This window comes from Pseudomonas simiae, from assembly GCF_900111895.1.
Taxonomy (GTDB): Bacteria; Pseudomonadota; Gammaproteobacteria; order Pseudomonadales; family Pseudomonadaceae; genus Aquipseudomonas; species Aquipseudomonas simiae.
In genome coordinates this window covers 79,885-104,958 of the sequence record NZ_FOKB01000003.1, presented here as the reverse complement: position 1 = coordinate 104,958, position 25,074 = coordinate 79,885, and the positions used below count along the sequence as shown (strand labels likewise).

General features: G+C 61.2%; 24 protein-coding genes. 13 read left to right on the top strand and 11 right to left on the bottom strand.

Translation table 11 applies throughout. From position 1 onward, the window contains the following. Nucleotides 1–22 precede the first annotated feature (22 nt). Complete coding sequence (locus BMZ57_RS10470; RefSeq protein WP_044287987.1) at nt 23–535, top strand: glycine cleavage system transcriptional repressor; 513 nt, start codon at nt 23–25, stop codon at nt 533–535. Between the two features lie 223 nt (nt 536–758). Here BMZ57_RS10470 and rarD read toward each other — a convergent pair whose 3' ends face one another. The 5 genes from rarD to BMZ57_RS10445 all read right to left on the bottom strand — a co-directional run bounded on the left by rarD (nt 759) and on the right by BMZ57_RS10445 (nt 6,452). Continuing rightward, entirely contained in the window at nt 759–1,643 is an 885-nt protein-coding gene (rarD, locus tag BMZ57_RS10465; protein WP_010207032.1) for an EamA family transporter RarD, read from the bottom strand. Between the two features lie 102 nt (nt 1,644–1,745). Further along, entirely contained in the window at nt 1,746–2,720 is a 975-nt protein-coding gene (locus tag BMZ57_RS10460; RefSeq protein WP_010207031.1) for a serine/threonine protein kinase, read from the bottom strand. Nucleotides 2,721–2,914: 194 nt separating this feature from the next. After that, on the bottom strand, nt 2,915–4,813 hold the full coding sequence (locus BMZ57_RS10455; protein ID WP_069672920.1) for a PhoX family protein: 1,899 nt from the start codon (nt 4,811–4,813) through the stop codon (nt 2,915–2,917). A gap of 78 nt (nt 4,814–4,891) precedes the next feature. Further along, nucleotides 4,892–5,656, bottom strand: coding sequence for a TOBE domain-containing protein (locus BMZ57_RS10450; RefSeq protein ID WP_069672919.1), 765 nt, complete (start codon nt 5,654–5,656; stop codon nt 4,892–4,894). 58 nt (nt 5,657–5,714) lie between these two features. Continuing rightward, nucleotides 5,715–6,452 carry a ComFC family protein gene (locus BMZ57_RS10445; RefSeq protein ID WP_069672918.1) on the bottom strand — a complete coding sequence of 246 codons (738 nt, stop codon included), beginning with the start codon at nt 6,450–6,452 and terminating at the stop codon, nt 5,715–5,717. 92 nt (nt 6,453–6,544) lie between these two features. Here BMZ57_RS10445 and bioB point away from each other — a divergent pair, with 92 nt between their 5' ends. The 10 genes from bioB (at nt 6,545) to BMZ57_RS10395 (ending at nt 18,820) form a co-directional block, all read left to right on the top strand. Next, nucleotides 6,545–7,600: a biotin synthase BioB gene (gene bioB, locus BMZ57_RS10440; protein WP_010207025.1), complete on the top strand. Its 1,056-nt coding sequence runs from the start codon at nt 6,545–6,547 to the stop codon at nt 7,598–7,600. Nucleotides 7,601–7,669: 69 nt separating this feature from the next. Continuing rightward, nucleotides 7,670–8,851, top strand: a complete 1,182-nt coding sequence (gene bioF / locus BMZ57_RS10435; RefSeq protein WP_010207023.1) for an 8-amino-7-oxononanoate synthase — start codon at nt 7,670–7,672, stop codon at nt 8,849–8,851. Continuing rightward, nucleotides 8,844–9,575, top strand: a complete 732-nt coding sequence (locus BMZ57_RS10430) for an alpha/beta fold hydrolase (protein WP_010207020.1) — start codon at nt 8,844–8,846, stop codon at nt 9,573–9,575. The genes bioF and BMZ57_RS10430 overlap by 8 nt, the downstream gene beginning before the upstream one ends. Next, on the top strand, nt 9,568–10,380 hold the full coding sequence (gene bioC, locus BMZ57_RS10425) for a malonyl-ACP O-methyltransferase BioC (RefSeq protein WP_069672917.1): 813 nt from the start codon (nt 9,568–9,570) through the stop codon (nt 10,378–10,380). Before BMZ57_RS10430 ends, bioC begins: the two co-directional genes overlap by 8 nt. Beyond that, on the top strand, nt 10,377–11,057 hold the full coding sequence (gene bioD, locus BMZ57_RS10420; protein ID WP_069672916.1) for a dethiobiotin synthase: 681 nt from the start codon (nt 10,377–10,379) through the stop codon (nt 11,055–11,057). Before bioC ends, bioD begins: the two co-directional genes overlap by 4 nt. A gap of 106 nt (nt 11,058–11,163) precedes the next feature. Continuing rightward, entirely contained in the window at nt 11,164–11,445 is a 282-nt protein-coding gene (locus tag BMZ57_RS10415) for a hypothetical protein (protein ID WP_010207017.1), read from the top strand. A gap of 257 nt (nt 11,446–11,702) precedes the next feature. Next, on the top strand, nt 11,703–13,508 hold the full coding sequence (locus tag BMZ57_RS10410; protein WP_010207016.1) for a phenylacyl-CoA dehydrogenase: 1,806 nt from the start codon (nt 11,703–11,705) through the stop codon (nt 13,506–13,508). Between the two features lie 260 nt (nt 13,509–13,768). Next, nucleotides 13,769–15,058: a GGDEF domain-containing protein gene (locus BMZ57_RS10405; RefSeq protein WP_042571464.1), complete on the top strand. Its 1,290-nt coding sequence runs from the start codon at nt 13,769–13,771 to the stop codon at nt 15,056–15,058. 90 nt (nt 15,059–15,148) lie between these two features. Beyond that, complete coding sequence (locus BMZ57_RS10400; RefSeq protein WP_069672915.1) at nt 15,149–16,918, top strand: acyl-CoA dehydrogenase C-terminal domain-containing protein; 1,770 nt, start codon at nt 15,149–15,151, stop codon at nt 16,916–16,918. Nucleotides 16,919–17,041: 123 nt separating this feature from the next. Beyond that, nucleotides 17,042–18,820: an acyl-CoA dehydrogenase C-terminal domain-containing protein gene (locus BMZ57_RS10395; RefSeq protein WP_047542588.1), complete on the top strand. Its 1,779-nt coding sequence runs from the start codon at nt 17,042–17,044 to the stop codon at nt 18,818–18,820. Nucleotides 18,821–19,046: 226 nt separating this feature from the next. On the opposite strand, the gene BMZ57_RS10390 is transcribed toward BMZ57_RS10395, so the two are convergent. Then, the gene (locus tag BMZ57_RS10390; protein ID WP_010207012.1) at nt 19,047–19,946 is read right to left on the bottom strand and encodes a LysR family transcriptional regulator; all 900 of its coding nucleotides are present in this window, start codon (nt 19,944–19,946) and stop codon (nt 19,047–19,049) included. Between the two features lie 209 nt (nt 19,947–20,155). Here BMZ57_RS10390 and BMZ57_RS10385 point away from each other — a divergent pair, with 209 nt between their 5' ends. Together BMZ57_RS10385 and BMZ57_RS10380 are read left to right on the top strand one after the other, a co-directional pair. Then, complete coding sequence (locus tag BMZ57_RS10385) at nt 20,156–21,418, top strand: aspartate aminotransferase family protein (RefSeq protein WP_038453977.1); 1,263 nt, start codon at nt 20,156–20,158, stop codon at nt 21,416–21,418. Between the two features lie 168 nt (nt 21,419–21,586). Next, nucleotides 21,587–21,745: a YqaE/Pmp3 family membrane protein gene (locus tag BMZ57_RS10380; RefSeq protein ID WP_010207008.1), complete on the top strand. Its 159-nt coding sequence runs from the start codon at nt 21,587–21,589 to the stop codon at nt 21,743–21,745. 5 nt (nt 21,746–21,750) lie between these two features. Here BMZ57_RS10380 and pqqE read toward each other — a convergent pair whose 3' ends face one another. The 5 genes from pqqE to pqqA all read right to left on the bottom strand — a co-directional run bounded on the left by pqqE (nt 21,751) and on the right by pqqA (nt 24,962). Then, entirely contained in the window at nt 21,751–22,881 is a 1,131-nt protein-coding gene (gene pqqE / locus BMZ57_RS10375; RefSeq protein ID WP_010207007.1) for a pyrroloquinoline quinone biosynthesis protein PqqE, read from the bottom strand. Then, nucleotides 22,874–23,149 carry a pyrroloquinoline quinone biosynthesis peptide chaperone PqqD gene (gene pqqD, locus BMZ57_RS10370; protein ID WP_069672914.1) on the bottom strand — a complete coding sequence of 92 codons (276 nt, stop codon included), beginning with the start codon at nt 23,147–23,149 and terminating at the stop codon, nt 22,874–22,876. The genes pqqE and pqqD overlap by 8 nt, the downstream gene beginning before the upstream one ends. After that, a complete protein-coding gene (gene pqqC / locus BMZ57_RS10365; RefSeq protein WP_069672913.1) occupies nt 23,146–23,898 on the bottom strand; it encodes a pyrroloquinoline-quinone synthase PqqC in 753 nt (250 codons plus the stop codon). Before pqqC ends, pqqD begins: the two co-directional genes overlap by 4 nt. 11 nt (nt 23,899–23,909) lie before the next feature. After that, a complete protein-coding gene (pqqB, locus tag BMZ57_RS10360; RefSeq protein ID WP_010207003.1) occupies nt 23,910–24,821 on the bottom strand; it encodes a pyrroloquinoline quinone biosynthesis protein PqqB in 912 nt (303 codons plus the stop codon). 66 nt (nt 24,822–24,887) lie between these two features. Next, nucleotides 24,888–24,962, bottom strand: a complete 75-nt coding sequence (pqqA, locus tag BMZ57_RS10355; RefSeq protein ID WP_003194766.1) for a pyrroloquinoline quinone precursor peptide PqqA — start codon at nt 24,960–24,962, stop codon at nt 24,888–24,890. Nucleotides 24,963–25,074 lie beyond the last annotated feature (112 nt).

Below are 25,074 nucleotides of genomic sequence, written 5' to 3'. Positions count from 1 at the left end.
TTGAATTCCAGAGGGCTTGGCCATGGACCATCTTGTACTCACAATTATCGCCGCCGACAAACCCGGGCTGGTTGAACGCATTGCGCAGAACATCGCCGCCCACGGCGGCAACTGGCTGGAAAGCCGCATGGCCCACATGGCCGGGCAGTTTGCCGGGATCCTGCGGGTCAGCGTTCCTGCAGAGCACCGTCAGGCGTTGGTCGGGGCGCTGGAGGATTTATCCACACATGGCATTCGCGTGCTGGTGGGCGAGGGCAGTAGCGGACAGGCCTCGGCCTCCAGATCGATCATGATGACGCTGGTGGGCAATGACCGTGCGGGCATTGTGCGCGAGATTACGGCGCTGCTGAGCAAGCAGGGTGTAAACCTGGAGAGCCTGAGTACCGATGTGCGCCCGGCACCCATGAGCGGCGATCCATTGTTTACCGCCGAGGCGTTGTTGCAGGTGCCAGCGGCGTTGTCCCTCGATACCTTGCAGTTGTCCCTGGAAACCCTGGCCGATGACTTGATGGTGGAACTGCATCACGAGGAATAATCTGCCCACAGGGTTATGCATGGAAATCTTGCATGGGCCTGTGGATAACCTGTAGAGACCCGGCGCCAGGCCACGCCCGCCGGGCGCCTCCGTCATTTGAGCAAAAAACGAGCAATTTCAAAAGCTTGTGCACAAATGGCGGGGATCAGGTTGTGGATAACCTTGGGGTGGATGCCTGCAAGCCACGCCCGCTGTGGCTTGCAGAGGTTTGTACGTTATTTGATCAGCGTTTGCGTGCGCTGAGCCAGATATCAACGCTGTACACCACCAGGCCTGCCCAGATGAAGGCGAAGGCGGTCAGTGTGCTCGGTGCCAGGTGTTCACCGAACAGCAGCACGGCTTCCAGCAACACCAGCGTCGGTGCGACGTACTGCAAAAAGCCCAATGCGGTGTAGGGCAAATGCCGTGCGGCGGCGTTGAAACACACCAACGGGATCAGCGTCACCGGGCCGGCGGCCACCAGCCACCAGGCTTCGGACGTACTCCAGAACGCCATCTGGGCACTATGGGCGGTCGGGTTGAACAGCAACCAGGCCACTGCAATCGGCACCAGCATCCAGGTTTCCACCACAAGCCCCGGCAGCGCTTTAACGGGCGCCTGCTTGCGAATCAGCCCGTAGAAGCCAAAGGTCAACGCCAGCACCAGCGATACCCACGGCAAGCTGCCGACTTGCCACACCTGTTGCGCCACACCCACGGCGGCCAGCCCGACGGCCACCCACTGCAAGCGCCGCAGGCGTTCGCCCAGGATCAGCATGCCCAGCACCACATTCACCAGTGGGTTGATGTAGTAACCCAGGCTCGCTTCCAGCATGCGTCCGGTATTCACCGACCACACGTAAGTCAGCCAGTTGCCCGCAATCAACGAACCACTGAGGGCCAGGATCGCCAGGCGCTTGGGGTTGTCGCGCAATTCGCGGAACCAGCCGGGATGCTTCCACACCATCAACAGCAAACCGCCGAACAGCGCCGACCACAGCACGCGGTGTACGATGATCTCGGCAGCGGGTACGCTGGCGATGGCTTTGAAGTAGAGCGGGAACAGACCCCAGATGACATAGGCGCTCAGGCCCAGGATGTACCCCTTGCGGGGGTTGGCGGCTTGCATGCGGAATCCTTGCTTAGGCAGCTAACAAAGCGCAATTGTAAGGATATTTCTCAGGCAATGGGATCTGCTTTCTGTGGGAGCCGGTCTCCCACAGAACAGCCGTTAAAACAGTTTCAGGGGTTCTTCGTTCAAGGCCGAGAGTTGCTCGCGCAACGCCAGCACCTGATCGCCCCAATAACGCTCGCTGCCAAACCACGGGAAGCTGTGAGGGAACGCCGGGTCGTCCCAGCGCCGCGCCAGCCAGGCGCTGTAGTGCATCAGACGCAAGGCGCGCAGGGGTTCGATCAGCGCCAGTTCACGCGGGTCGAAGTCATGGAATTCCTGGTAGCCGTCCATCAATTCCGAGAGCTGGCCCAGACATTCCTGACGATCTCCGGCGAGCATCATCCACAGGTCCTGCACTGCCGGACCCATGCGGCAGTCGTCCAGGTCAACGATGTGGAACATCTCGTCGCGACACATCATGTTGCCGGGGTGGCAATCGCCGTGCATGCGGATGTTCTTGTGCGGCGTGGCCTTGTACACCTCTTCCACACGCTTGAGCAGGTCGCGGGCCACGGACTCGTAGGCCGGCAGCAGGCTCTTGGGAATGAAATTGCCTTCGAGCAACGTGGTCAGGGAGTCGTGACCGAAGTTCTTCACGCCCAGGGCTTCCCGGTGTTCGAACGGGCGGGTGGAACCCACCGCATGCAAACGGCCGAGCAATTGCCCGAGGCGATACAGTTGATCGAGATTGCCCGGCTCCGGCGCGCGGCCGCCACGGCGCGGGAACAAGGTGAAGCGGAAGCCGGCGTGTTCGAACAGGCTTTCGCCGTTGTGGATCAGTGGCGCGACCACCGGGACTTCGCATTCGGCCAGTTCGAAAGTAAAGCGGTGTTCTTCGAGGATTGCTTCGTTGGTCCAACGCTGTGGCCGATAGAACTTGGCGATCAGCGGTTCCGAGTCTTCGATACCCACTTGATAGACACGGTTTTCGTAGCTGTTGAGCGCCAGAACGCGAGCATCGCTGAGGAAGCCGATGCTTTCGACAGCGTCGAGTACCAGATCGGGCGTGAGTGTTTCAAACGGGTGGGCCATGCGAACTCCTGCGCGCAGCAGGGCGCCGCGTCCGGCCGGGTATGGTAACGCACACGAGCATAGATAGGTGGTGGCTGTGGGGACGCCTTCGCGAGCAAGCGCGCTCCCATATTTCACCGCGTATAGCCTGTAGGAATGCGGTGGAATGTGGGAGCGGCGGTTCGACGCCTCGACTTGCTCGCGAAAGCGGTCTATCAGGCGCCGACGATACCGCCGTCATCCCGGCGAATCGCCATCACCGACGAGCGCGGCTTGCCATTCGGCAGATGCTCCGGCCAGGTCGAACCGCCGGTCTCCCCCGGATGCTGAATCCCTACAAAGAGCGTCTTCTGATCCGGCGAGAAGCTGATGCCTGTCACTTCACAGGCCACCGGCCCGACCATGAAACGGCGGATTTCCCCGGTGGCGGGGTCTGCACACAGCATCTGGTTATTGCCCATGCCTGCGAAATCTCCGGCGTTGCTGTAGTCCCCGTCTGTGAGGATCCACAAGCGCCCGGCCTTGTCGAAGCCCAAGCCATCGGGGCTGTTGAACATGTTCTGCGGGTTGATGTTCGACGAGCCACCTTTTGGCGTGCCGGCGTGCACACCCGGGTTGCCGGCCACCACAAACAGGTCCCAGGTGAATGTCGAGGCACCGTGGTTATCGGCGTCGGCCTTCCAACGCAGGATCTGGCCGTAGACGTTTTTCTCACGTGGGTTGGGGCCGCCCACTGGCTGGCCCTCTTCACCCCGCTTGGCGTTATTGGTCAGGGTGCAATAGACCTGGCCATCAGTGGGGCTGACCACGATCCATTCCGGGCGGTCCATGCGTGTGGCTTTCACCACGCTGGCGGCCAGGCGGGCGTGGATCAGCACTTCGGCCTGGCTGGCAAAACCGGTGCTGGCGTCGATGCCGTTTTTGCCGTGGGTCAGCTCGACCCATTGGCCCTTGCCCTTGGGGTGGTCGGTGTTGCCGTCGCCCGCGTCGAAGATCGCCACATACAAGGTGCCGTGGTCGAGCAAGTCTTTGTTGGCCTTGGGGTTCTTGTGGTTGATCTTGTCGCGGCTGACGAACTTGTAGATGAACTCGCCGCGCTCATCGTCGCCCATGTACACCACGGCGCGGCCGTCGCGGGTTTCCGCCAAGGCAGCGTTTTCGTGCTTGAAGCGGCCCAGGGCGGTGCGTTTGGCCGGGGTGGATTGTGGGTCGAACGGGTCGATTTCCACGACCCAACCGTGGCGGTTGAGTTCGTTGGGATTCTTGGCGATGTCGAAGCGTGGGTCGTGTTGGTGCCAGTTGATGTCTTTGCTGGCGGCGACCACGCCATAGCGTTTCTGCTCGGCGTCGAAGGTCTGTTGCGGGTTGCTGCTGCCGAAGCAGTCGGTGAAGTTCTCTTCGCACGTCAGATAAGTGCCCCACGGTGTCTTGCCGTTGGCGCAGTTCTGGAAGGTACCCAGGGCTTTTTTACCGGACTTGTCGGCGCTGGTTTTCAGCCAGTCGTGGCCGGCGGCGGGGCCGCTGAGGCGGATCGGCGAGTTGCCATGGATGCGGCGGTTGTAGCGCGAGTCCTGCACGAACTGCCAGGTGTCGCCCTTGCGGCGTACTTCGATCACTGACACACCTTCGCTGGCCTGGGCCTTGTGCACGTCTTCGGCCGACTGCGGCGCACCGCCGTGGGCGAAAAGGTAGCGATAGTTGGTGTATTCGTTGTTGATCGCCATAAGCGCGCGGTTGTCGTCACCGGGGAAGGCAAACAGGCTCATGCCGTCGTTGTTGTCGCCGAACTGTTGCTCCTGGGCCTTGGCCGTGCCGTTGCCGGACGGGTCGAAGGCCGGCGCGCTCTTGCTCAGCGGCTGGCCCCAGCTGATCAGCACCGAAGCGCTGTAGCCCGGCGGCAAGGTAATGGCGTCGCTGGTGGCAGCGGCGATGCTGGTGAAACCCAGCAACGGGCTGGCGCTGGCGGCGTTGACGGCGAGAGCGCTGCGGGTCAGCAGGTTGCCGCCGAGGAACATCGCGGCGCCGCACAGGGCACCGGCACCGATGAAGCGGCGGCGGGTGAGGCCGACCATCTGCTCAAGGTCGGTGGCTTGGTTTTCTTCTAATAGGCTCATCTCAGGCTCCCTGCGGTTTTTGCAAACACCATAAGGAGCGGGCGTGACGAAATTGTTGCAGTTTAAATAGCGGGCCGCTTACACCGGTGTGCCGAGCAGCACATTGCTCGGTGCACATTGAACCTGGATCGCTTTACCTTCGGCCACGCACAGAGCCTTGAGCGTGTCGGGCTGCGCCAGGGCGCATAAAACCTGGCTGTTGGGCAGGATGACACGCACTTCGCTGGGGCCGTCCTCGGCGTCGAGAATGGCGTCGACGATGCCGCTCATGCAATTGTTTCCAGTTGTTGCTAAGGCCTCGGGCGCCAGCAATTCCAGCCAGCCGGCCTTGATCAGTGCGACCACTTCCACGCCGATCTCCAGCTCTAGTCGCTGCGTGCTGTCGTGGGTGATCTGCGCAGCCAGGGTCAGCCCGCCAGCCAGTTGCAGACGGATCAGATCATTGCGGCCATGCTGCTCGATAGCGACGACCTGACCATGCAGTTGATTACGCGCGCTGGTGCGCAGCATCAAGCGGCCCAGCAGGTTGAAGTCACTGGCGGCTTCGTCAGAGCCCAGCACTTGGGCCTGCAATACTTGCAGGCGCTGATAAAGACGCAGCACGCGCTCACCTTCCGCCGTCAGCTTGGCGCCGCCGCCACCTTTCCCGCCGACGCTGCGTTCCACCAGCGGCTTTTGCGCCAGGTTGTTCAGCTCATCAATGGCATCCCACGCCGCCTTGTAACTCAACCCCGCGCTTTTCGCCGCGCGGGTGATAGAACCCTGCTCGGCGATATGCGCCAGCAGGGCAATGCGCTGGGGGCGGCGGATGATGTGTTGGCTGAGGGGCGTTGGCAGAGACATGGCAATACGCTTCGATGTGGTGGGCCGAACGTTGCGGGCAAGGTGGGACGGAGTCAAGTCAGCTGCCTGGTTTGGGCGTGCGCGCCAGGCAGTACACATCGACCTGTCGCGCCCCGGCGTTCATCAACAACCGCGCCAGGCTGTGGGCGGTGGCACCCGTGGTGAGTACGTCGTCCACCAGTGCAAAGTGACGGCCTTGCACCTGGGCATCGGGCGCCAAGGCGAAAGCGCCGAGCAGGTTGCGTTTGCGGGTCTTGGCATCGAGGGCTTGTTGGGCGACGGTTTCATGGGGGCGTAACAACAAGTGTTCATCGTAGGCGATGTTTAAGGAGCTGCTGAGCCAGCGCGCCAGCATCAAGGCCTGGTTATAGCCGCGTTCACGCAGGCGCTTGCGCGCCAGGGGCACCGGTAGCAGGCAGTCGGGGCGCGTGAGTTCGGTGTTGTCGAAGCGGTGTTGCAGGTGCTGCGTCAACAACTGTGCAAGCATTTGTCCGAGGGGCCAGCGCGCCTGGTGCTTGAAGCGGCTGATCAGACAGTCGATCGGAAAGCTGTAAGTCCAGGGTGCGATCACCTGTTTGAAAGCCGGTGGATGCTGTTGGCATTGACCGCAGATCAAACCCTCCATCGGCAAGGGCAGGGCGCACAGGTTGCAGTGCTCCATCAACCAAGGCAGCTCGGTTTCGCAGGCGTTGCACACAGCATCGCAAGAGTCCGTTGCCTCATCGCAGATCAAACAGGTTTGTGTGTTTTTTGACCAGATGTAAACCTGGTGTTTGTGGTCTGGTTGACAGTGCATGAATCTTCCTTAAATATGCCGAGCATCCGTGTCGTGCCTGTGGGTATTGCCCTGCCCACAGCGCTTGCCAAAGCATAATCAAGGAATCGCCCATGAGCGCCAGCACCACCGCCACCTTGCGTCACGATTGGTCCCTCGCCGAAGTCAAAGCGCTGTTCGTGCAGCCGTTCAATGACCTGTTGTTCCAGGCGCAGACCGTGCACCGCGCGCATTTCGACGCTAACCGTGTGCAAGTGTCGACGCTGCTCTCGATCAAGACCGGGGCCTGCCCGGAAGATTGCAAATATTGTCCGCAGTCGGGCCACTACAACACGGGCCTGGAAAAAGAGAAGCTGATGGAAGTGCAGAAGGTCCTCGAAGAGGCTGCCCGCGCCAAGGCCATCGGTTCGACCCGTTTCTGCATGGGCGCCGCCTGGAAGCACCCGTCGGCCAAAGACATGCCTTACGTGCTGCAAATGGTCAAAGGCGTGAAGGCCATGGGCCTGGAAACCTGCATGACCCTCGGCCGCCTCGATCAGGACCAGACCGAGGCCCTGGCCCAGGCTGGCCTGGACTACTACAACCACAACCTTGATACGTCGCCGGAGTTTTACGGCTCGATCATCACCACCCGCACCTACAGCGAGCGTCTGCAAACCCTGGCTTACGTGCGGGAGTCGGGTATGAAGATCTGCTCGGGTGGCATCCTCGGCATGGGCGAGTCCCTTGATGACCGCGCCAATTTGCTGATCCAGCTGGCCAACCTGCCGGAGCATCCGGAGTCGGTGCCAATCAACATGTTGGTGAAGGTTGCCGGTACGCCGCTGGAAAACGCCGAAGACATCGACCCGTTCGACTTCATCCGCATGCTCGCCGTGGCGCGCATCCTGATGCCGCAGTCCCATGTACGGCTGTCGGCTGGTCGCGAGGCGATGAACGAGCAGATGCAGGCCCTGGCGTTTTTTGCCGGTGCCAACTCGATCTTCTACGGCGATAAGTTGCTGACCACTGCCAACCCGCAGGCCGACAAGGATATGCAACTGTTTTCGCGCCTGGGGATTCTGCCGGAAGCGCGCGAAGAGCATGCCGATGAAGTGCATCAGGCCGCGATCGAACAGGCGCTGGTGGAGCAAAAGAGCAGCGAGCAGTTCTATAACGCCGTTGTTTGATTGAAATGCCATCCCTGTAGGGGTGGCAAGCCAGCTCCCACATTGTTCACCTGATGTATCGAGGCCAGCATGTCTTTTGATCTCGCCGCGCGCCTCGCTGCCCGCCGTGCCGAACACCTTTATCGCCAACGCCCGCTACTGGACAGCCCCCAAGGTCCGGAAGTGGTGGTGGACGGCCAGCCGTTGCTGGCGTTCTGTAATAACGATTACCTGGGCCTGGCCAATCACCCTCAAGTGATCGAAGCCTGGCGCGCCGGTGCGTCCCGCTGGGGCGTGGGCGGCGGTGCTTCGCACCTGGTGGTCGGGCATGCGACACCGCACCATGAACTGGAAGAAGCGCTGGCCGACTTCACCGGTCGCCCGCGTGCGCTGCTGTTTACCACCGGCTACATGGCTAACCTCGGCGCGGTCACGGCGTTGGTGGGGCAGGGCGATACGGTGCTGGAAGACCGACTCAACCATGCCTCGTTGCTGGATGCGGGCCTGCTATCGGGTGCGCGTTTCAATCGCTACTTGCATAACGACGCCGAAAGCCTGGCCAAGCGCCTGGAGAAAGCCACCGGCAATACGCTGGTGGTCACCGATGGCGTGTTCAGCATGGACGGCGACCTGGCGGACCTGCCCGCGCTGGCCCGTGAAACCAAAGCTAAAGGTGCCTGGCTGATGGTCGATGATGCCCACGGCTTCGGGCCATTGGGTGCCAACGGCGGAGGCATCGTCGAGCATTTCGGCCTTAGCCAGGAGGACGTGCCGGTATTGGTCGGCACCCTTGGCAAGGCGTTTGGCACGGCTGGGGCTTTTGTGGCGGGCAGTGAAGCGCTGATCGAAAGCCTGATCCAGTTCGCACGCCCGTACATCTACACCACCAGCCAACCGCCGGCCCTGGCCTGCGCCACCTTGAAAAGCCTGGAGCTGCTGCGCACCGAACATTGGCGGCGCGAGCACCTCAACAGCCTGATTCACCAGTTCCGCCAGGGCGCCGAGCAGCTTGGGCTGGACCTGATGGACAGCTTCACGCCGATCCAGCCGATCCTGATCGGTGACAGCGCCAAGGCCATGCGCCTGTCGCAGATGCTGCGCGAGCGCGGCCTGATGGTCACCGCCATTCGCCCACCCACCGTGCCGGCTGGCAGTGCCCGCTTGCGCGTGACCTTGACGGCGGCCCACACCGAGGCGCAGGTGCGGCTATTGTTAAACGCATTGGAAGCGTGTTTGCGCGTATCAAGCAGTTCGGAGCCCGACCATGCGTGACCGACTGATATTGCTGCCCGGCTGGGGCCTCGGCGTATCACCGCTGGAGCCTTTGGCTGCCGCACTGCAAGGCCTGGACGAACACCTGCAGGTGCAGATCGAGCCCTTGCCCGCGCTGGCTTCCAGCGACCTGAATGAATGGCTCGACGAACTCGATGCCACGCTGCCGGACAACGCATGGTTGGGCGGTTGGTCGTTGGGCGGCATGCTTGCCTCGGAATTGGCGGCGCGGCGCGGCGAACGCTGTTGCGGCTTGCTCACACTGGCGAGCAATCCGTGTTTTGTCGCCCATGACGGCTGGCCGAGCGCGATGCCCGCCGAGACGTTCGACGCGTTTCTCGCCGGTTGCCATGCCGACTCCCAGGTCACCCTCAAACGTTTTGGTTTGCTGTGCGCCAAAGGTGCCGAAGACCCGCGTGGGTTGTCACGCTTGCTGGTCAGTGGCGCACCGAATACGCCTTCCAGTGTGCTGATGCCCGGTCTTGAACTGCTCGCCCAACTCGACACCCGCGACGCTTTGCTGGCGTATCGCGGCCCGCAGTTGCACCTGTTCGCCGGACTGGATGGGTTGGTGCCCGCCGAAGCCGCCAGCGATCTGCTGGCGCTGCTGCCTGATGTTGAAATCGGCCTGATTGAACAGGCCGGCCACGCTTTTCTTCTGGAAGACCCCCACGGTGTAGCGGGGGCCATCCAGGCTTTTTTGCATGAGTGCGTCGATGACTGATTTATCCCACGCCCCGCTGCCGGGAGCCTTGCCGGACAAGCGCCAGGTGGCGGCATCCTTTTCCCGCGCAGCCGCCAGTTACGACAGCGTTGCTGAGTTGCAGCGGGCAGTGGGCAGCCAATTGCTGATGCGCCTGCCGGCCGATATCACCCCGCAACGCTGGCTGGATATGGGCTGCGGCACCGGCTATTTCAGCCGCATGCTGGGTAAGCGGCTGCCTGCCAGCCAAGGCATCGCACTGGATATCGCCGAAGGAATGCTCAACCACGCGCGCCCTTTGGGTGGCGCCGAGCAGTTCATCGCGGGTGATGCAGAGCGTTTGCCGCTTAAAGCGGACAGCGTGGAGCTGATCTTCTCCTCTCTCGCGGTGCAGTGGTGCGCGAACTTCGAAGCGGTGCTCAGCGAGGCCTATCGCGTGTTGCAACCGGGTGGTGTGCTTGCCTTTACCAGCCTCTGCGTGGGCACCCTGGAAGAACTGCGCGAAAGCTGGCGTGCGGCGGATGGCTTGGTTCACGTCAACCGCTTCCGTACTTTCGAGGCTTATCAGCAACTGTGCGCAGCCAGCGGCCTGCGGGTGGTGAGCCTGGAGCAGCGTCCCCATGTACTGCATTACTCGGATGTGCGCAGCCTTACCCATGAGTTGAAGGCCTTGGGCGCCCATAACCTCAACCCCGGCCGCCCGGGAGGGTTGACGGGGCGCGCGCGGATTGTTGCACTGGTGCAGGCGTATGAGCGGTTCCGCCAGGCCCCGGGCCTGCCGGCGACTTACCAAGTGGTGTATGCCGTACTGGAGAAACCTCTATGACCGCTGCCTACTTTATTACCGGTACCGACACCGATGTCGGCAAAACGACTGTCGCTGCCGGCCTGCTCCACGCAGCGCGACAAGCCGGCAAAAGCACCGCCGCCGGCAAGCCCGTGGCGTCCGGCTGCCAGGTTACGCCCAAAGGCTTGCGCAACGCCGATGCATTGGCGTTGTTGGCCGAATGTTCGTTGCCCTTGAGTTATGCCGAGGTCAACCCGGTGGCCTTCGAACCGGCCATTGCACCGCATCTGGCGGCGCGGGAGGCGGGTGTGTCGCTGACGGTGCAATCCTTGCTCAAGCCCATGCAGCAGATGCTGGCGCGAGAAGCGGATTTCACTTTGATCGAAGGCGCAGGCGGTTGGCGGGTGCCACTGGCTGATCAGGCGAACCTGTCGGATTTGGCCATGGCGCTCAAGCTGCCGGTGATCCTGGTGGTGGGCGTGCGCCTGGGTTGCATCAGCCATGCCTTGCTGACCGCCGAAGCCATCGCCCGCGACGGTTTGCAGTTGGCCGGGTGGGTGGCAAATATCATCGACCCCAAGACCTCCCGTCTGGAAGAAAACCTCGCCACCCTGGCCGAACGCCTGCCCGCGCCGTGCCTGGGCCGTGTGCCGAAACTCAAGCACGCCGGGGCTGAGGCCGTGGCGGAGTACCTGCAATTGGACCTGCTTGACTGATTTTGGCTATCGATAAGGCATTATGCCATTAGTGTTTTTGACGGGTGTTTTGCGGGCGACTCTGCTTCAATCAAGGTTCACGATTCTCTAAAGGCAGGCTTACGCCATGGAAATCTCTGGAAGCAGCGCGTTTTATTCGGGCCTGAGCAGCATTCAGGCCGGGCAAAACCGTGTCGACCAGGCCGCCGGTAAAATTGCCAGCGCCGCGACGACCCAGCCCTCGGATGCGCAAAGTGACCGTCTGCAAGCCAATGACCGCGCCCAGCCGTCCAACTCGGCCAGCAACATGGTCGAAATGGCCCAAGGCAAATTCCAAGTGGAGCTCGGTGCAAAAGTCGCCAAGGCTTCGGATGAAATGCTCGGCACCCTGATCGACACCTACGCTTAATCCCCTTCTGTCTTACCCGGTCACTGCAGGAGCGAGCTTGCTCGCTCCTACAAAAACTCCCCATCTCTCCTAAAGTCATGTGTGGCAACCCGCCGCAGGCTTCGCCGTGCGCGCCTTTGATTCATGTCATGACAAACGGCATCCGGACGGCGCTTGACATCCCCAGGTGGTAAACGTATGTTTCAAACACCTGTTTGACCGCCACAACACATCCACGCGGTTGTTCATTCCAGATACATCAGCAGAGGTTTATCGCTATGCCTGACTACAAGGCCCCCTTGCGTGATATTCGCTTCGTTCGTGACGAACTGCTTGGCTATGAAGCGCACTATCAGAGCCTGCCGGCTTGCCAGGACGCTACCCCGGACATGGTTGACGCCATCCTTGAAGAAGGCGCCAAGTTCTGTGAGCAAGTGCTGGCACCGCTGAACCGCGTGGGTGACATCGAAGGCTGCACCTGGAGTGAGTCGGGCGTTAAAACCCCAACCGGTTTCAAAGAAGCCTACAAACAATTCGTCGAAGGTGGCTGGCCAAGCCTGGCCCACGACGTGGAGCACGGTGGCCAAGGCCTGCCGGAATCCCTGGGCTTGGCTGTCAGCGAAATGGTCGGCGAAGCCAACTGGTCGTGGGGCATGTACCCAGGCCTGTCCCATGGCGCGATGAACACCATCTCCGAGCACGGCACCCCCGAGCAGCAAGAGGCCTACCTGACCAAGCTGGTGTCGGGCGAGTGGACCGGCACCATGTGCTTGACCGAGCCACACTGCGGCACCGACCTGGGCATGCTGCGCACCAAGGCCGAACCTCAGGCCGACGGTACCTATAAAGTTTCCGGCACCAAGATCTTCATCTCGGCCGGCGAACACGACATGGCCGATAACATCGTCCACATCGTACTGGCTCGCCTGCCGGACGCACCGGCTGGCACCAAAGGTATTTCGCTGTTTATCGTGCCGAAGTTCCTGCCGAACGCCGACGGTTCCATCGGTGCGCGCAACGCGGTGACCTGTGGTTCCCTGGAACACAAGATGGGCATCCACGGTAACGCCACCTGCGTGATGAACTTCGACGCGGCCACCGGTTTCCTGATTGGCCCGGCGAACAAAGGCCTGAACTGCATGTTCACCTTTATGAACACCGCTCGCCTGGGCACCGCGCTGCAAGGCCTGGCCCACGCTGAAATCGGCTTCCAGGGCGGCCTGAAATATGCGCGTGACCGCCTGCAAATGCGTTCCCTGACCGGCCCGAAAGCGCCGGATAAGGCCGCCGACCCGATCATCGTGCACCCTGATGTGCGCCGCATGCTGCTGACCATGAAAGCCTTCGCCGAAGGCAACCGTGCGATGGTGTACTTCACCGCCAAGCAAGTGGACATCGTCAAATACGGCACCGACGACGAAGCCAAGAAACAGGCCGATGGCCTGCTGGCATTCATGACCCCGATCGCCAAGGCGTTCATGACCGAAGTCGGTTTTGAATCCGCCAACCACGGCGTGCAGATCTACGGCGGTCACGGCTTCATCGCTGAGTGGGGCATGGAGCAGAACGTTCGCGACAGCCGCATTTCGATGCTGTACGAAGGCACCACCGGCATCCAGGCGCTGGACCTGCTGGGTCGTAAGGTGCTGATGACCCAAGGCGAAGCGCTCAAGGGCTTCACCAAGATCGTGCACAAGTTCTGCCAGGCCAACGAAGGCAACGAAGCGGTCAAAGAGTTCGTTGCACCGCTGGCTGCGCTGAACAAAGAGTGGGGCGAGTTGACCATGAAGGTCGGCATGGCCGCGATGAAAGACCGTGAAGAAGTGGGGGCCGCCTCGGTGGACTACCTGATGTATTCCGGTTACGCGTGCCTGGCTTACTTCTGGGCCGACATGGCGCGCCTGGCTGCCGAGAAACTGGCTGCCGGCACCACCGAAGAAGCGTTCTACACCGCCAAGTTGCAGACCGCGCGCTTCTACTTCCAGCGTATCCTGCCGCGTACTCGCACTCACGTGGCCACCATGCTGTCGGGCGCCAACAACCTGATGGACATGAAAGAAGAAGACTTCGGCCTGGCTTACTAAGCCTTACCGGGTTCACTTCAAGAGCCGCTGCTCCCTCCCGGGAGCGGCGGCTTTTTTCGTTTCTGCGTCGGAGCGAGCCCGCTCGCGAAAAAACACAGCGGGCACGCCAGCCCCGACAGAAAGCATTGCAACAAAAAGCTCAGGGAATGGTAGTGGCTGCCGTTACAGTGATGGCAATGTGATATATGCGTGTCAGTTTGTGCTTAACTGTCAGCGTAAAGGCACAGTGCCATCATTTTTTGCGGGTCGGAGTTTTACCCTTGTCACGCGTGTCCGCTGTGCGTTTCAGTCATTTCCTACCTTCGTTGCTGCTCTTGCTGGCCGGGCTCTCGGCTGCGTACGTCAAGGAGCTCAACGTCTTCTTCACCTCACTGTTCAATGTGTTGCCGACCCTGGTGTTGCTGCTCGGCGGTTCGTATTGCGCGGTGTACCGTCGTCAGCGTGAACTGTTTCTGATGATCACGGTGTACATCGCCTACTTCCTGCTGGATACCCAGACAGACTTCTATCGCGATCACGGTCGCGTGCGTGAAGACGCAGCCGTGGTGTTTCACCTGTGCTGCCTGCTGCTGCCGTTGTTGTTCAGCATCTACGCGCTGTGGCAGGAGAAGACCCACCTGTTCCGTGACTTCGTCGCGCGTGGCGCGGTGTTGCTGGCGATCGGCAGCGTGGCCTTGGCGCTCGAGCAGAGTTATCCCCAGGCGGTGCTGAACTGGTTGGCGGAGATTCGCTGGCCGGCGCTGCATGGCAGTTGGATGAGCCTGATCCAACTGTCGTACCCGATGTTCCTGATCGGCTTCCTGACCCTGGCGGCGCAGTACTGGTACCAGCCGCGCCCGCTGCATGCAGCGCAACTGGTGGGGCTGCTGGGCATGTTCTGGATGTTGCCGCAGACGTTCATCCTGCCGTTCACCCTGAACATCATGTGCAGCCAGGTGATGCTGATGATTGCCGCCGGTGTGGCCCATGAGGCTTATCAAATGGCCTTTCGCGATGAGCTGACCGGCTTGCCGGGGCGCCGCGCACTGAACGAGCGCATGCAGCGGCTGGGACGCAACTACGTGCTGGCGATGAGCGACGTCGACCATTTCAAGCGTTTCAACGACACCCATGGTCATGACGTCGGCGACCAGGTGCTGCGCCTGGTGGCGAGCAAGTTATCCAAGGTCAACGGCGGCGGGCGCGCTTATCGCTATGGGGGTGAAGAGTTCGCCGTGGTGTTCGCCGGCAAGACGGTGGAAGAATGCTTGCCGCACCTGGAGGAAATCCGCGGGATCATCGCCGATTACGATATCAAGCTGCGTAATTCGGACCGCCCTCAGGACGATCATCAAGGCCGTCAGCGCCGTTCCGGCAGTGGCGCATCGAGTGTTTCGGTGACCATCAGCATTGGCGTGGCTGAGCGCCAGGCCGAGCAGCGCACGCCGGAAGAAGTGCTTAAATCCGCGGACCAGGCGCTGTACGCCGCGAAGGGCGCCGGGCGCAACTGCGTGGTGGCCGCCGGGCAAACCCGGCGTGGCGCAGTGCGTATGGAGAGCGCTGCCGGTTGAGTGATGGCGCTGTATTCAGCAGCGCTACAGTGATTGTCCGCGGCAATGCCCGGCAGTAGGTTGAAACCATCTGCTGACGGAGACATTGCCATGCCTGAATACAAAGCGCCCCTACGCGACATGCGTTTTCTGATCGACAACGTGTTTGATTTCCACGGCCATTACGCCGCCTTGGGCGCGACTGACGCCAGCCCGGACATGGTCAGCGCGATTCTCGAAGAAGGCGCAAAATTCTGCGAAAACGTACTCGCACCGCTTAACCGCAGCGGCGACGAAGAAGGCTGCCATTTCGAAAATGGCGTGGTCACTACACCCAAAGGCTTCAAGGAGGCCTTCGCCCAATACGTGGAAGGCGGCTGGCACGGTGTGGCCGCGGACCCGGCCTATGGTGGCCAGGGCCTGCCGCAGTCACTGGGCCTGGTGCTCAGCGAGATGATCGGCTCCAGCAACACATCCTGGGGCATGTACCCAGGGCTGACCCACGGCGCGATGTCGGCGATCCACGCCCACGGCACCGCCGTGCAGAAAGACACGTTTCTCAGCAAACTCACTGCCGGCGAATGGACCGGCACCATGTGCCTCACGGAAGCCCACTGCGGCACCGACCTGGGCCTGATCAAAACCCGCGCCGTGCCCCAGGCGGACGGCAGTTATGCGGTCACCGGCAGCAAAATCTTCATCTCGGCCGGCGAACACGACATGAGCGCCAACATCATCCACTTGGTATTGGCCAAACTGCCGGACGCACCGGCGGGCACCAAGGGTATTTCATTGTTTATCGTGCCCAAGTTCCATGCGGACTCCGGCGAGCGTAACGCAGTGCACTGCGGCTCCATTGAACACAAGATGGGCATCAAGGGCTCCGCCACGTGCGTGCTGAACTTCGATGGTGCCAAGGGATTCCTGATCGGTGAGGCGAACAAAGGCCTCAACTGCATGTTCACCATGATGAACCATGCGCGGCTGGGCACCGGCATGCAGGGCCTGTGCAACGGCGAAGCAAGCTTCCAGGGCGCGATCAAATACGCCAACGACCGCCTGCAGATGCGCTCACTGACCGGCGCCAAGGCTCCGGATAAAGCCGCCGACCCGATCATCGTGCACCCCGATGTGCGCCGGATGCTGCTGACCATGAAGGCCTTCAACGAAGGCAACCGCGCACTGACCTACTTCACCGCACAGTTGCTCGACACCGCACACCTGAGCAGCGATGCCACCCAGCGCCAGAACGCCGAAGACCTGCTGGCGTTCCTCACCCCGATCTGCAAAGCCTTCATGACCGACACCGGCCTTGAGGTGACCAACCACGGCATGCAGGTTTTCGGCGGTCACGGTTACATCCGCGAATGGGGCATGGAGCAGCTGGCCCGCGACGCACGGATTGCGCCGATTTATGAAGGTACCAACGGCATCCAGGCTCTCGACCTGCTGGGGCGCAAGGTGCTAGGCAGCCAAGGCAAGTTGCTGCGTGGGTTTACCAAGATCGTGCATAAGTTCTGCGCAGCGCATGCCGAGCATCCGCAACTCAAGGCCTATGTGGCGCAGCTCAATCAGTTGAATGGGGAGTGGGGCGAGTTGACCACCAAGGTCGGCATGGCCGCAATGAAGAATCCCGATGAAGTGGGCGCGGCGGCTGTGGATTACTTGATGTACAGCGGCTACGTCATTCTCGCCTACCTTTGGCTGCGCATGGCAATCGCCGCCCTTGAGCAACAGGACACCGACTTCGCCAAGGCCAAGCTGGCTACATGCGACTTCTACTTCAAACGTCTGCTGCCACGTACCGCCACTCACCGCGCTGCGGTGGAAGCGGGCAGCGAATGCCTGATGAGTCTGCCTGCGGAGGCCTTTGCGCTGTGATGACTTAAAAATACCGATCAGTCACAAGTGGACCCTATGTGTCTGAAAAGTTGTTCGGGTACACTCTGAGCCTGTAAAACCGACTCTCACCGAATCACTTTTCACGTTCTCACGAGGTTTGCCATGGCTGATTACAAAGCGCCGCTGCGTGATATGCGCTTCGTCCTCAACGAAGTCTTTGAGGTCGCCACCACTTGGGCCCAATTGCCGGCATTGGCAGACACCGTTGACGCCGAAACCGTAGAGGCCATCCTCGAAGAAGCCGGCAAGGTCACCGCCAAATCCATCGCCCCGCTCAGCCGCGGTGGCGATGAACAGGGTTGCCGCTGGGACAACACCGCGGTGTTCACGCCGGATGGCTTTCCACAGGCCTACGCGACCTATGCGCAAGGCGGCTGGGTGGGGGTTGGCGGTGATCCGATCTTCGGCGGCATGGGGATGCCCAAGGCGGTGTCCGCCCAGGTTGAAGAGATGATCAACTCATCGAGCCTGGCGTTCGGTTTGTACCCGATGCTGACATCCGGCGCCTGCGTGTCAATCAACACCCACGCCAGCGAAGCACTCAAGGCGACTTATCTGCCGAAGATGTATTCCGGTGAATGGGCCGGCTCCATGTGCCTGACCGAGGCCCATGCCGGTACCGACCTGGGGATTATCCGCACCAAGGCCGAGCCACAGGCGGACGGTTCCTACAAAGTCAGCGGCACCAAGATCTTTATCACCGGTGGCGAACACGACCTCACCGACAACATCATCCACCTGGTGCTGGCCAAACTGCCGGATGCACCGGCCGGTCCCAAGGGGATTTCGCTGTTCCTGGTGCCGAAGTTCATGGTCAATGCCGATGGCAGCCTGGGCGCGCGTAACACGGTGAGCTGTGGGTCCATCGAGCACAAGATGGGGATCCAGGCGTCGGCGACCTGCGTTATGAACTTCGACGACGCCGTGGGTTACCTGGTAGGCGAGCCGAACCGCGGTCTGGCGGCAATGTTCACCATGATGAACTACGAGCGTCTGGGTGTCGGTATCCAGGGACTGGCGTCCGGCGAGCGTTCCTACCAGAACGCGATCGAATATGCCCGCGACCGCCTGCAAAGCCGTGCACCGACGGGCGCTCAGGCGCAAGACAAAATGGCCGACCCGATCATCGTGCACCCGGACGTGCGGCGCATGCTGCTGACCATGAAAGCCGCGAACGAAGGTGGCCGGGCGTTCTCCACCTACGTGGCGACGCAGCTGGACATCGCCAAATTCAGCGACGACGCCGCTGCCCGCGAGCGTGCGGATAACCTGGTGGCATTGCTGACGCCGGTGGCCAAGGCTTTCCTGAGCGACCTGGGGCTGGAAACCACTGTGCTGGGCCAGCAAGTATTTGGCGGCCACGGTTACATTCGCGAGTGGGGCCAGGAGCAACTGGTGCGCGATGTGCGCATCACCCAGATCTACGAAGGCACCAACGGCATCCAGGCCCTGGACCTGATGGGACGCAAGATCGTCGGCAGTGGCGGGGCGTTCTATACCTTGTTCGCTGACGAAATCCGTGGGTTCATTGCCTCGTCGGGGACCGAGCTGGCCGAATTCACCAAACCGCTGAGCGCGGCGGTGGATAACCTGGATGAGTTGACCGCCTGGGTGCTGGACCGCGCCAAGACCAACCCGAACGAAATCGGCGCGGCGTCGGTGGAATACCTGCATGCCTTTGGCTACATGGCTTATGCCTACATGTGGGCACGCATGGCCAAGGCTGCGATGGGCAAGGAATCGGAAGAAGACTTCTACGCCAGCAAGCTGGGTACTGCACGCTTCTACTTTGCGCGTCTATTGCCGCGTATTCATTCGCTGAGTGCGTCGGTAAAAGCCGGCAGCGAATCGCTGTTCTTGCTGGATGAAGCACTGTTTTAAGGGATTGGAGAGTGTGTAAGCATTCTCTTACATGACGTGCTGCTATTCGTCCTCTATCGCCAGATTGGATCCACGGATAATCTACTTCACATGGACGTCGCGCAGGAAGCGCAAAGCAACAACACGGACACGTAGGATTCTGCCAGGAAGGCGGAGTGAAATGGATGTCAGGGAAACAGTCTGCAAAGCCCCGCTTCGGCGGGGTTTTCTTTTGCCCGTGAAAAAGTCAGGCCGGTGCCTGCGGGGCATTCATCACGTCTTCCAGCAAGGTGCGCAGCAACGCCATCGTCGCCTGCTGACGCTGCACATCGCGGCACACCAAGCCGACTTTCAGCGGCACCCTGGGTTCACTCAGCGGTTTCCATAACAGTGACTGGCTGTTGTGTTCGTCCTGGGAACGCCCCGGCAGCACCGTCGCCAACTTCGTGTGGGGCAAGCTGTCGAGAATCCCCACCATGGTGTTCAGCTCCGCCTGTACTTGCGGGCGTCGTCCGAGGTTGGACAATTGGCCCTGCCAGATCTGCCTGACTTGAAACTCTTCCCCCAACAGCAACATGGGCAACTCGGCCGCCTGCTTCAGCGAGACTTTCTTGAATGCCCGCAAGGGATGGTCCTCGGGGATGACCACCTTTAACTCATCTTCATACAACAACACGCCGTGCAGCCCCGGCTGGCGTGGCGGCAGGTAGCTGATGCCAATATCCAGCGAGCCGTTGAGCAGTCGTCGCTCGATCTCAAGCCCCGTCAATTCGTAAATCTGCACCACCAGATGTGGCTGGGCCTTGCGCACACGCTCCAGCATCTGCGGCACCAGGCTGGTGTGCACGGTTTGCAGGACACCGATGGCCAAGGTGCGCATCGCCTGCCCCTTGAAGTTACGCAGTGCTTCAACCGCCTGTTGCATGCCATCGATCAGCGGCAGGGCATGGTTGTACAGTGTGTGCGCCGCCAGTGTCGGCAGCAGGCGCTTGCTGCTGCGCTCGAACAGGCTCACATCCAGGTTCTGTTCCAACTGGCGTATCTGCTGAGACAGCGCCGGTTGGGAGATCGACAGGCGCTCGGCGGCACGGCCTACGTGGCCTTCCTCATACACCGCGACGAAATAACGCAGTTGCTTGAAATCCATAAGGCTTACTTATCGAAAAAGCTGGAAAAACGAAATGGCTGTTGGCCGCTGAGGCGCCTAGTCTAGCGCCTATTCGCAGGGCTTACAGGGCCGAATCGAGCAATGAACAGCGTTTATGTTGATAGGGTTTACATAGGCAAGGCAAAAAACCTCAGGGCCGTTCTGGCGTGCCGCACCGACCAAGGTCCGGTTGCTATTGGGGGTGAGCTATGAATCTGTTCCGTCGCGCTGCGCCGAGCCTGGACGATTTGCTTCTCGAGGCGCCCAGCGAGACGTCTTCCAGCGAGTCCCTGATGCCCTGCGTCGCCCGCCCGCCGCACGTTTTCGTGCGCGGCCAGGGCTCGTGGCTGTGGGACAGCGACGACCGTGCCTACCTGGATTTCAGTCAGGGCAACGCAGCCAACAGCCTCGGCCACAGCCCCCAGGTGTTGATCAAGGCGCTGGCTGACCAGACCCAGGCGCTGATCAACCCCGGCAACGGCCTGCACAACCGCGCTCAACTCAACCTCGCTGAGCGCCTGTGCCATCGCACCGGTAGCGATCAGGCTTACCTGCTCAACAGCGGCGCGGAAGCCGTCGAAGCAGCGATCAAGTTGGCGCGCAAATGGGGCCAGCTGCATCGCGGCGGGGCCTACCGCATTATCAGTGCCAGCGCGGGTAGCCATGGTCGCAGTTTCGCCGCGATGTCGGCATCGGCGGGTGGCCCGGAAAACCGTTTTGAACCGCAGTTGCCCGGCTTCAGCCATGTGCCCTTCAACGACCTGTCAGCGCTGCATGCGGCAGTCGACGCGCAAACCGTCGCCATCCTGCTCGAACCGATCCAGGGCGAAGCGGGCGTCATTCCTGCGACCGAGCATTACCTCAAAGGCGTTGAGCGCTTGTGCCGTGAATTGGGGATCCTGCTGATTCTCGACGAAGTGCAAACCGGCATCGGCCGCTGCGGTACCTTGCTCGCCGAGCAGCAATACGGCGTGCGTGCCGACATCATCACCCTCGGCAAAGGCCTGGGCGGCGGTGTGCCCCTCGCAGCACTACTGGCGCGTGGTAAAGCCTGTTGTTTCGAGGTGGGCGAGTTGGAAGGTACTCACCACGGTAATGCGCTGATGGCGTCGGCCGGCCTGGCGGTACTCGAGGCGGTGCTGGAGCACGGCTTTATGGACCACGTGCGTGAGTCCGGCTTGTACCTGGGCGAGGGGCTGGCCCGTCTGGCCTACCGCTACGACCACGGTCAATTGCGTGGTCACGGCCTGATGTGGGGCCTGACGTTGTCGGATGATTCTGCGGATGCTGTTGTAAAAGCTGCCCTGCACGAAGGCCTGATCATCAACGCCCCGCAACCAAACTGCTTGCGCTTCACCCCGGCCCTGACCGTGAGCAAAAGCAACATCGACGAAATGCTCCTGCGCCTGGCCCGTGCCTTCTCCCGCGTGCGCACCGCACAACTGCAATGCCGCAAGGGCGTCGCCGTTTAACCTCTTCCTGAACCGTCTCGCGGTCTACGCGGCGCCTCCGGCCTGATTCTTTTGGTTGGGGGCGTTTTTTTGCCTGGATGGCCCAACGCCAGATCCCACTGAACCCTCACGAATGGCCAAGGTCGATTAGCTACACGGCTCACACGAGCCGATTTTTGGAGCTTACCCATGGACATCATTCGTATCATCATCGCCATTCTGCTGCCGCCACTGGGTGTGTTCCTGCAAGTGGGTTTCGCCGGTGCATTCTGGCTTAACATCCTGCTGACTTTGTGCGGTTACTTCCCCGGCATCATCCACGCGGTGTACATCATCGCCAAGCGCTGAGGCCGTCAGCCTTTTGCGATGAGCCGTGAGTTGCGCTCGTTGCGAAAGGCCAATTGCTCGATGGTCTGGGTCGCGTGTTCGGCTTCTTCCCGCGCTTGCAGGATGATGCCGTGCTGCTCGGACTTGCTGCACACCGGGTCGGCATTGCTCGCGTCTCCCGTGAGCATGAAGGCCTGGCACCGGCAGCCGCCGAAGTCCTTTTCCTTCTCGTCGCAGGAACGGCATGGCTCGGGCATCCAGTCGTAACCGCGAAAGCGGTTGAAGCCGAATGAGTCGTACCAGATGTGCTGCATGCTGTGGTCGCGCACGTTGGGAAATTGCACCGGCATCTGTCGGGCGCCGTGACAGGGCAGGGCGGTGCCGTCTGGCGTTACTGTCAGAAAGATACTGCCCCAGCCGTTCATGCAGGCTTTAGGGCGCTCCTCGTAGTAATCCGGCGTTACGAAGATCAGCTTGCACGGGTGCCCTTCGGCCTCAAGCTTGGCGCGGTATTCGTTGGTGATGCGTTCGGCGCGCACCAGCTGTTCCCGGGTCGGCAACAATCCCACCCGATTGAGCTGCGCCCAACCGTAGAACTGGCAGGTGGCGAGTTCGACGAAGTCCGCCTCCAACGCAATACACAGCTCGATGATGCGATCGATCTTGTCGATATTGTGCCGATGGGTCACGAAGTTCAGCACCATCGGGTAACCGTGGGCCTTCACCGCGCGGGCCATTTCCAGTTTTTGCGCGAAGGCTTTTTTCGAGCCGGCCAGCAGGTTGTTCACCTGTTCGTCGCTGGCCTGGAAGCTGATCTGGATATGGTCCAGGCCGGCTTTCTTGAAATCGCTGATCTTCTGTTCGGTCAGGCCGATGCCGGAGGTGATCAGGTTGGTATAGAACCCCAGCCTGCGCGCCTCGGCGATCAGCTCGGCGAGGTCTTGACGGACCAACGGCTCGCCGCCGGAAAACCCCAGCTGTGCCGCGCCCATCTCGCGGGCTTCGCGAAACACCTTGAACCACTGCTCGGTGCTCAGCTCTTTGCCCTGCTCGGCAAAATCCAGCGGGTTGGAGCAGTACGGGCACTGCAGCGGGCAGCGATAGGTCAGCTCGGCCAGTAACCATAGCGGCAAGCCAATCGGCGGTTTTTCAGGCAAGGGTGATCCAGTGCTCTGCACGGGCGACCTCCATGAATTGCTCGATGTCTTCGCCGAGCTCAGGCACGCCGGGGAACTGTTTATCCAGCTCGGCGATGATCGTCGCCACGTCGCGCTCACCGTCGATCAAACCGCCGATCAGCGCAGCGCTGTCATTGAGCTTGATCATGCCTTCGGGGTAGAGCAACACATGGCCCTTTTGCGCGGGCTCGTACTGGAAGCGATAGCCTTGGCGCCAGGTGGGTTTCTTGCTGCGATCAAAGCTCATAGGGTGATCCCTTTATGCCACACACGCTGCTCGGTCACGCTGTGATACGGCGGGCGGTTGAGTTCGTAAGCCATGCTCATGGCATCCAGCATGCTCCACAGGATATCCAGTTTGAACTGGAGAATTTCCAGCATGCGCTCCTTGCCTTCACGGGTGGTGTAGTGCTGCAGGGTGATCGCCAAACCATGTTCCACGTCGCGCCGGGCCTGGCCGAGACGGGTGCGGAAGTATTCATACCCGGCCGGGTCGATCCACGGGTAATGCTGCGGCCAGCTGTCGAGGCGCGATTGGTGGATCTGCGGCGCGAACAGCTCGGTCAGCGAGCTGCTGGCGGCTTCCTGCCAACTGGCGCGGCGGGCGAAGTTGACGTAGGCATCCACCGCAAACCGCACGCCTGGCAACACCAGTTCCTGAGAGCGCAGTTGGTCGGGGTCCAGTCCAACGGCCTGGCCGAGGCGCAGCCAGGCTTCGATGCCGCCGTCCTCACCGGGGGCGCCATCGTGGTCGAGCAAGCGCTGGATCCACTCGCGGCGGATCTCACGGTCTGGGCAATTTGCCAGGATCGCGGCGTCTTTCAGGGGGATGTTCACCTGATAGTAGAAGCGGTTGGCGACCCAGCCCTGGATCTGCTCGCGGGTTGCGCGGCCTTCGTACATCGCCACGTGGTACGGGTGGTGTATATGGTAGAAGGCGCCTTTGGCACGCAGGGCGGCTTCGAATTCAGCGGTGGTCAATGGCGTGTCGGTCATTTCGATCGCTCCTACAGTTCAATGCTCATGCCGTCGTAAGCCACTTCGACATTGCGCCGCACCAGCTCCGCTCGCTCGGGGGAGTCTTCATCAAGGATCGGGTTGGTGTTGTTGATGTGAATAAGCACTTTGCGCTGTTTTGGCAATTGCTCCAGCACTTCCAGCATGCCGCCGGGGCCGTTCTGCGCCAGGTGGCCCATCTCGCGGCCGGTGCGGGTGCCGACGCCACGGCGCTGCATTTCGTCGTCATCCCACATTGTGCCGTCCACCAGCAGGCAGTCGCTGCCGGCCATGATCTCCAGCAACGGCGCGTCGACCTTGCCCAGCCCTGGCGCGTAGAACAGTTTGCCGCCGGTGCGCAGGTCTTCGACGATCAGGCCGATGTTGTCGCCGGGGTGCGGGTCGAAGCGGTGCGGCGAGTAGGGCGGCGCGGCACTGCGCAGTGGCAGCGGGGTGAAGCGCAGGTTCGGGCAGGCCGGGATGGTGAAGCTGGCGTCCAGCTCGATGCGGTTCCAGGCCAGGCCGCCGTTCCAGTGGGTGAGCATAGTGAACAGCGGGAAGCCGGTGCTCAGGTCTTCATGGACCATGTCGGTGCACCACACCTGGTGCGGGCAACCTTCACGCAGGCTCAGTAGGCCGGTGGTGTGGTCGATCTGGCTGTCCATCAGGATGATCGCGCTGATGCCGGTGTCGCGCAGGGCGCGGCCAGGTTGCATCGGTGCAAAGCCCTGGAGTTGCGCACGGATATCCGGCGAGGCATTGCACAGCACCCAGTTCACACCATCGTCGGAGATCGCGATGGACGACTGGGTACGCGCCTGGGCCCGCAGGCTGCCATCACGAAAACCCGCGCAGTTCACGCAGTTGCAGTTCCACTGCGGGAAACCACCGCCGGCGGCGGAACCTAGAATCTGGACAAACATGGCAGCTCCATCAAGCTCAAAACAAAAACGCCCCGGGCGAACCGAGGCGTTGTATTACCCAGCGGATTAACGGCTGGCGAAGTACATGGTGACTTCGAAACCGATGCGCAGATCAGTGTAAGCAGGTTTGGACCAGGTCATATTCTTACTCCTACGAAGGGATGGGACGTTTACTACCAAGTAATACATATAGTCCACCTCCAATCGGAGATGTTCAGATGTGTGCGTGGGAATGTTACGCAATTCTTTTCAA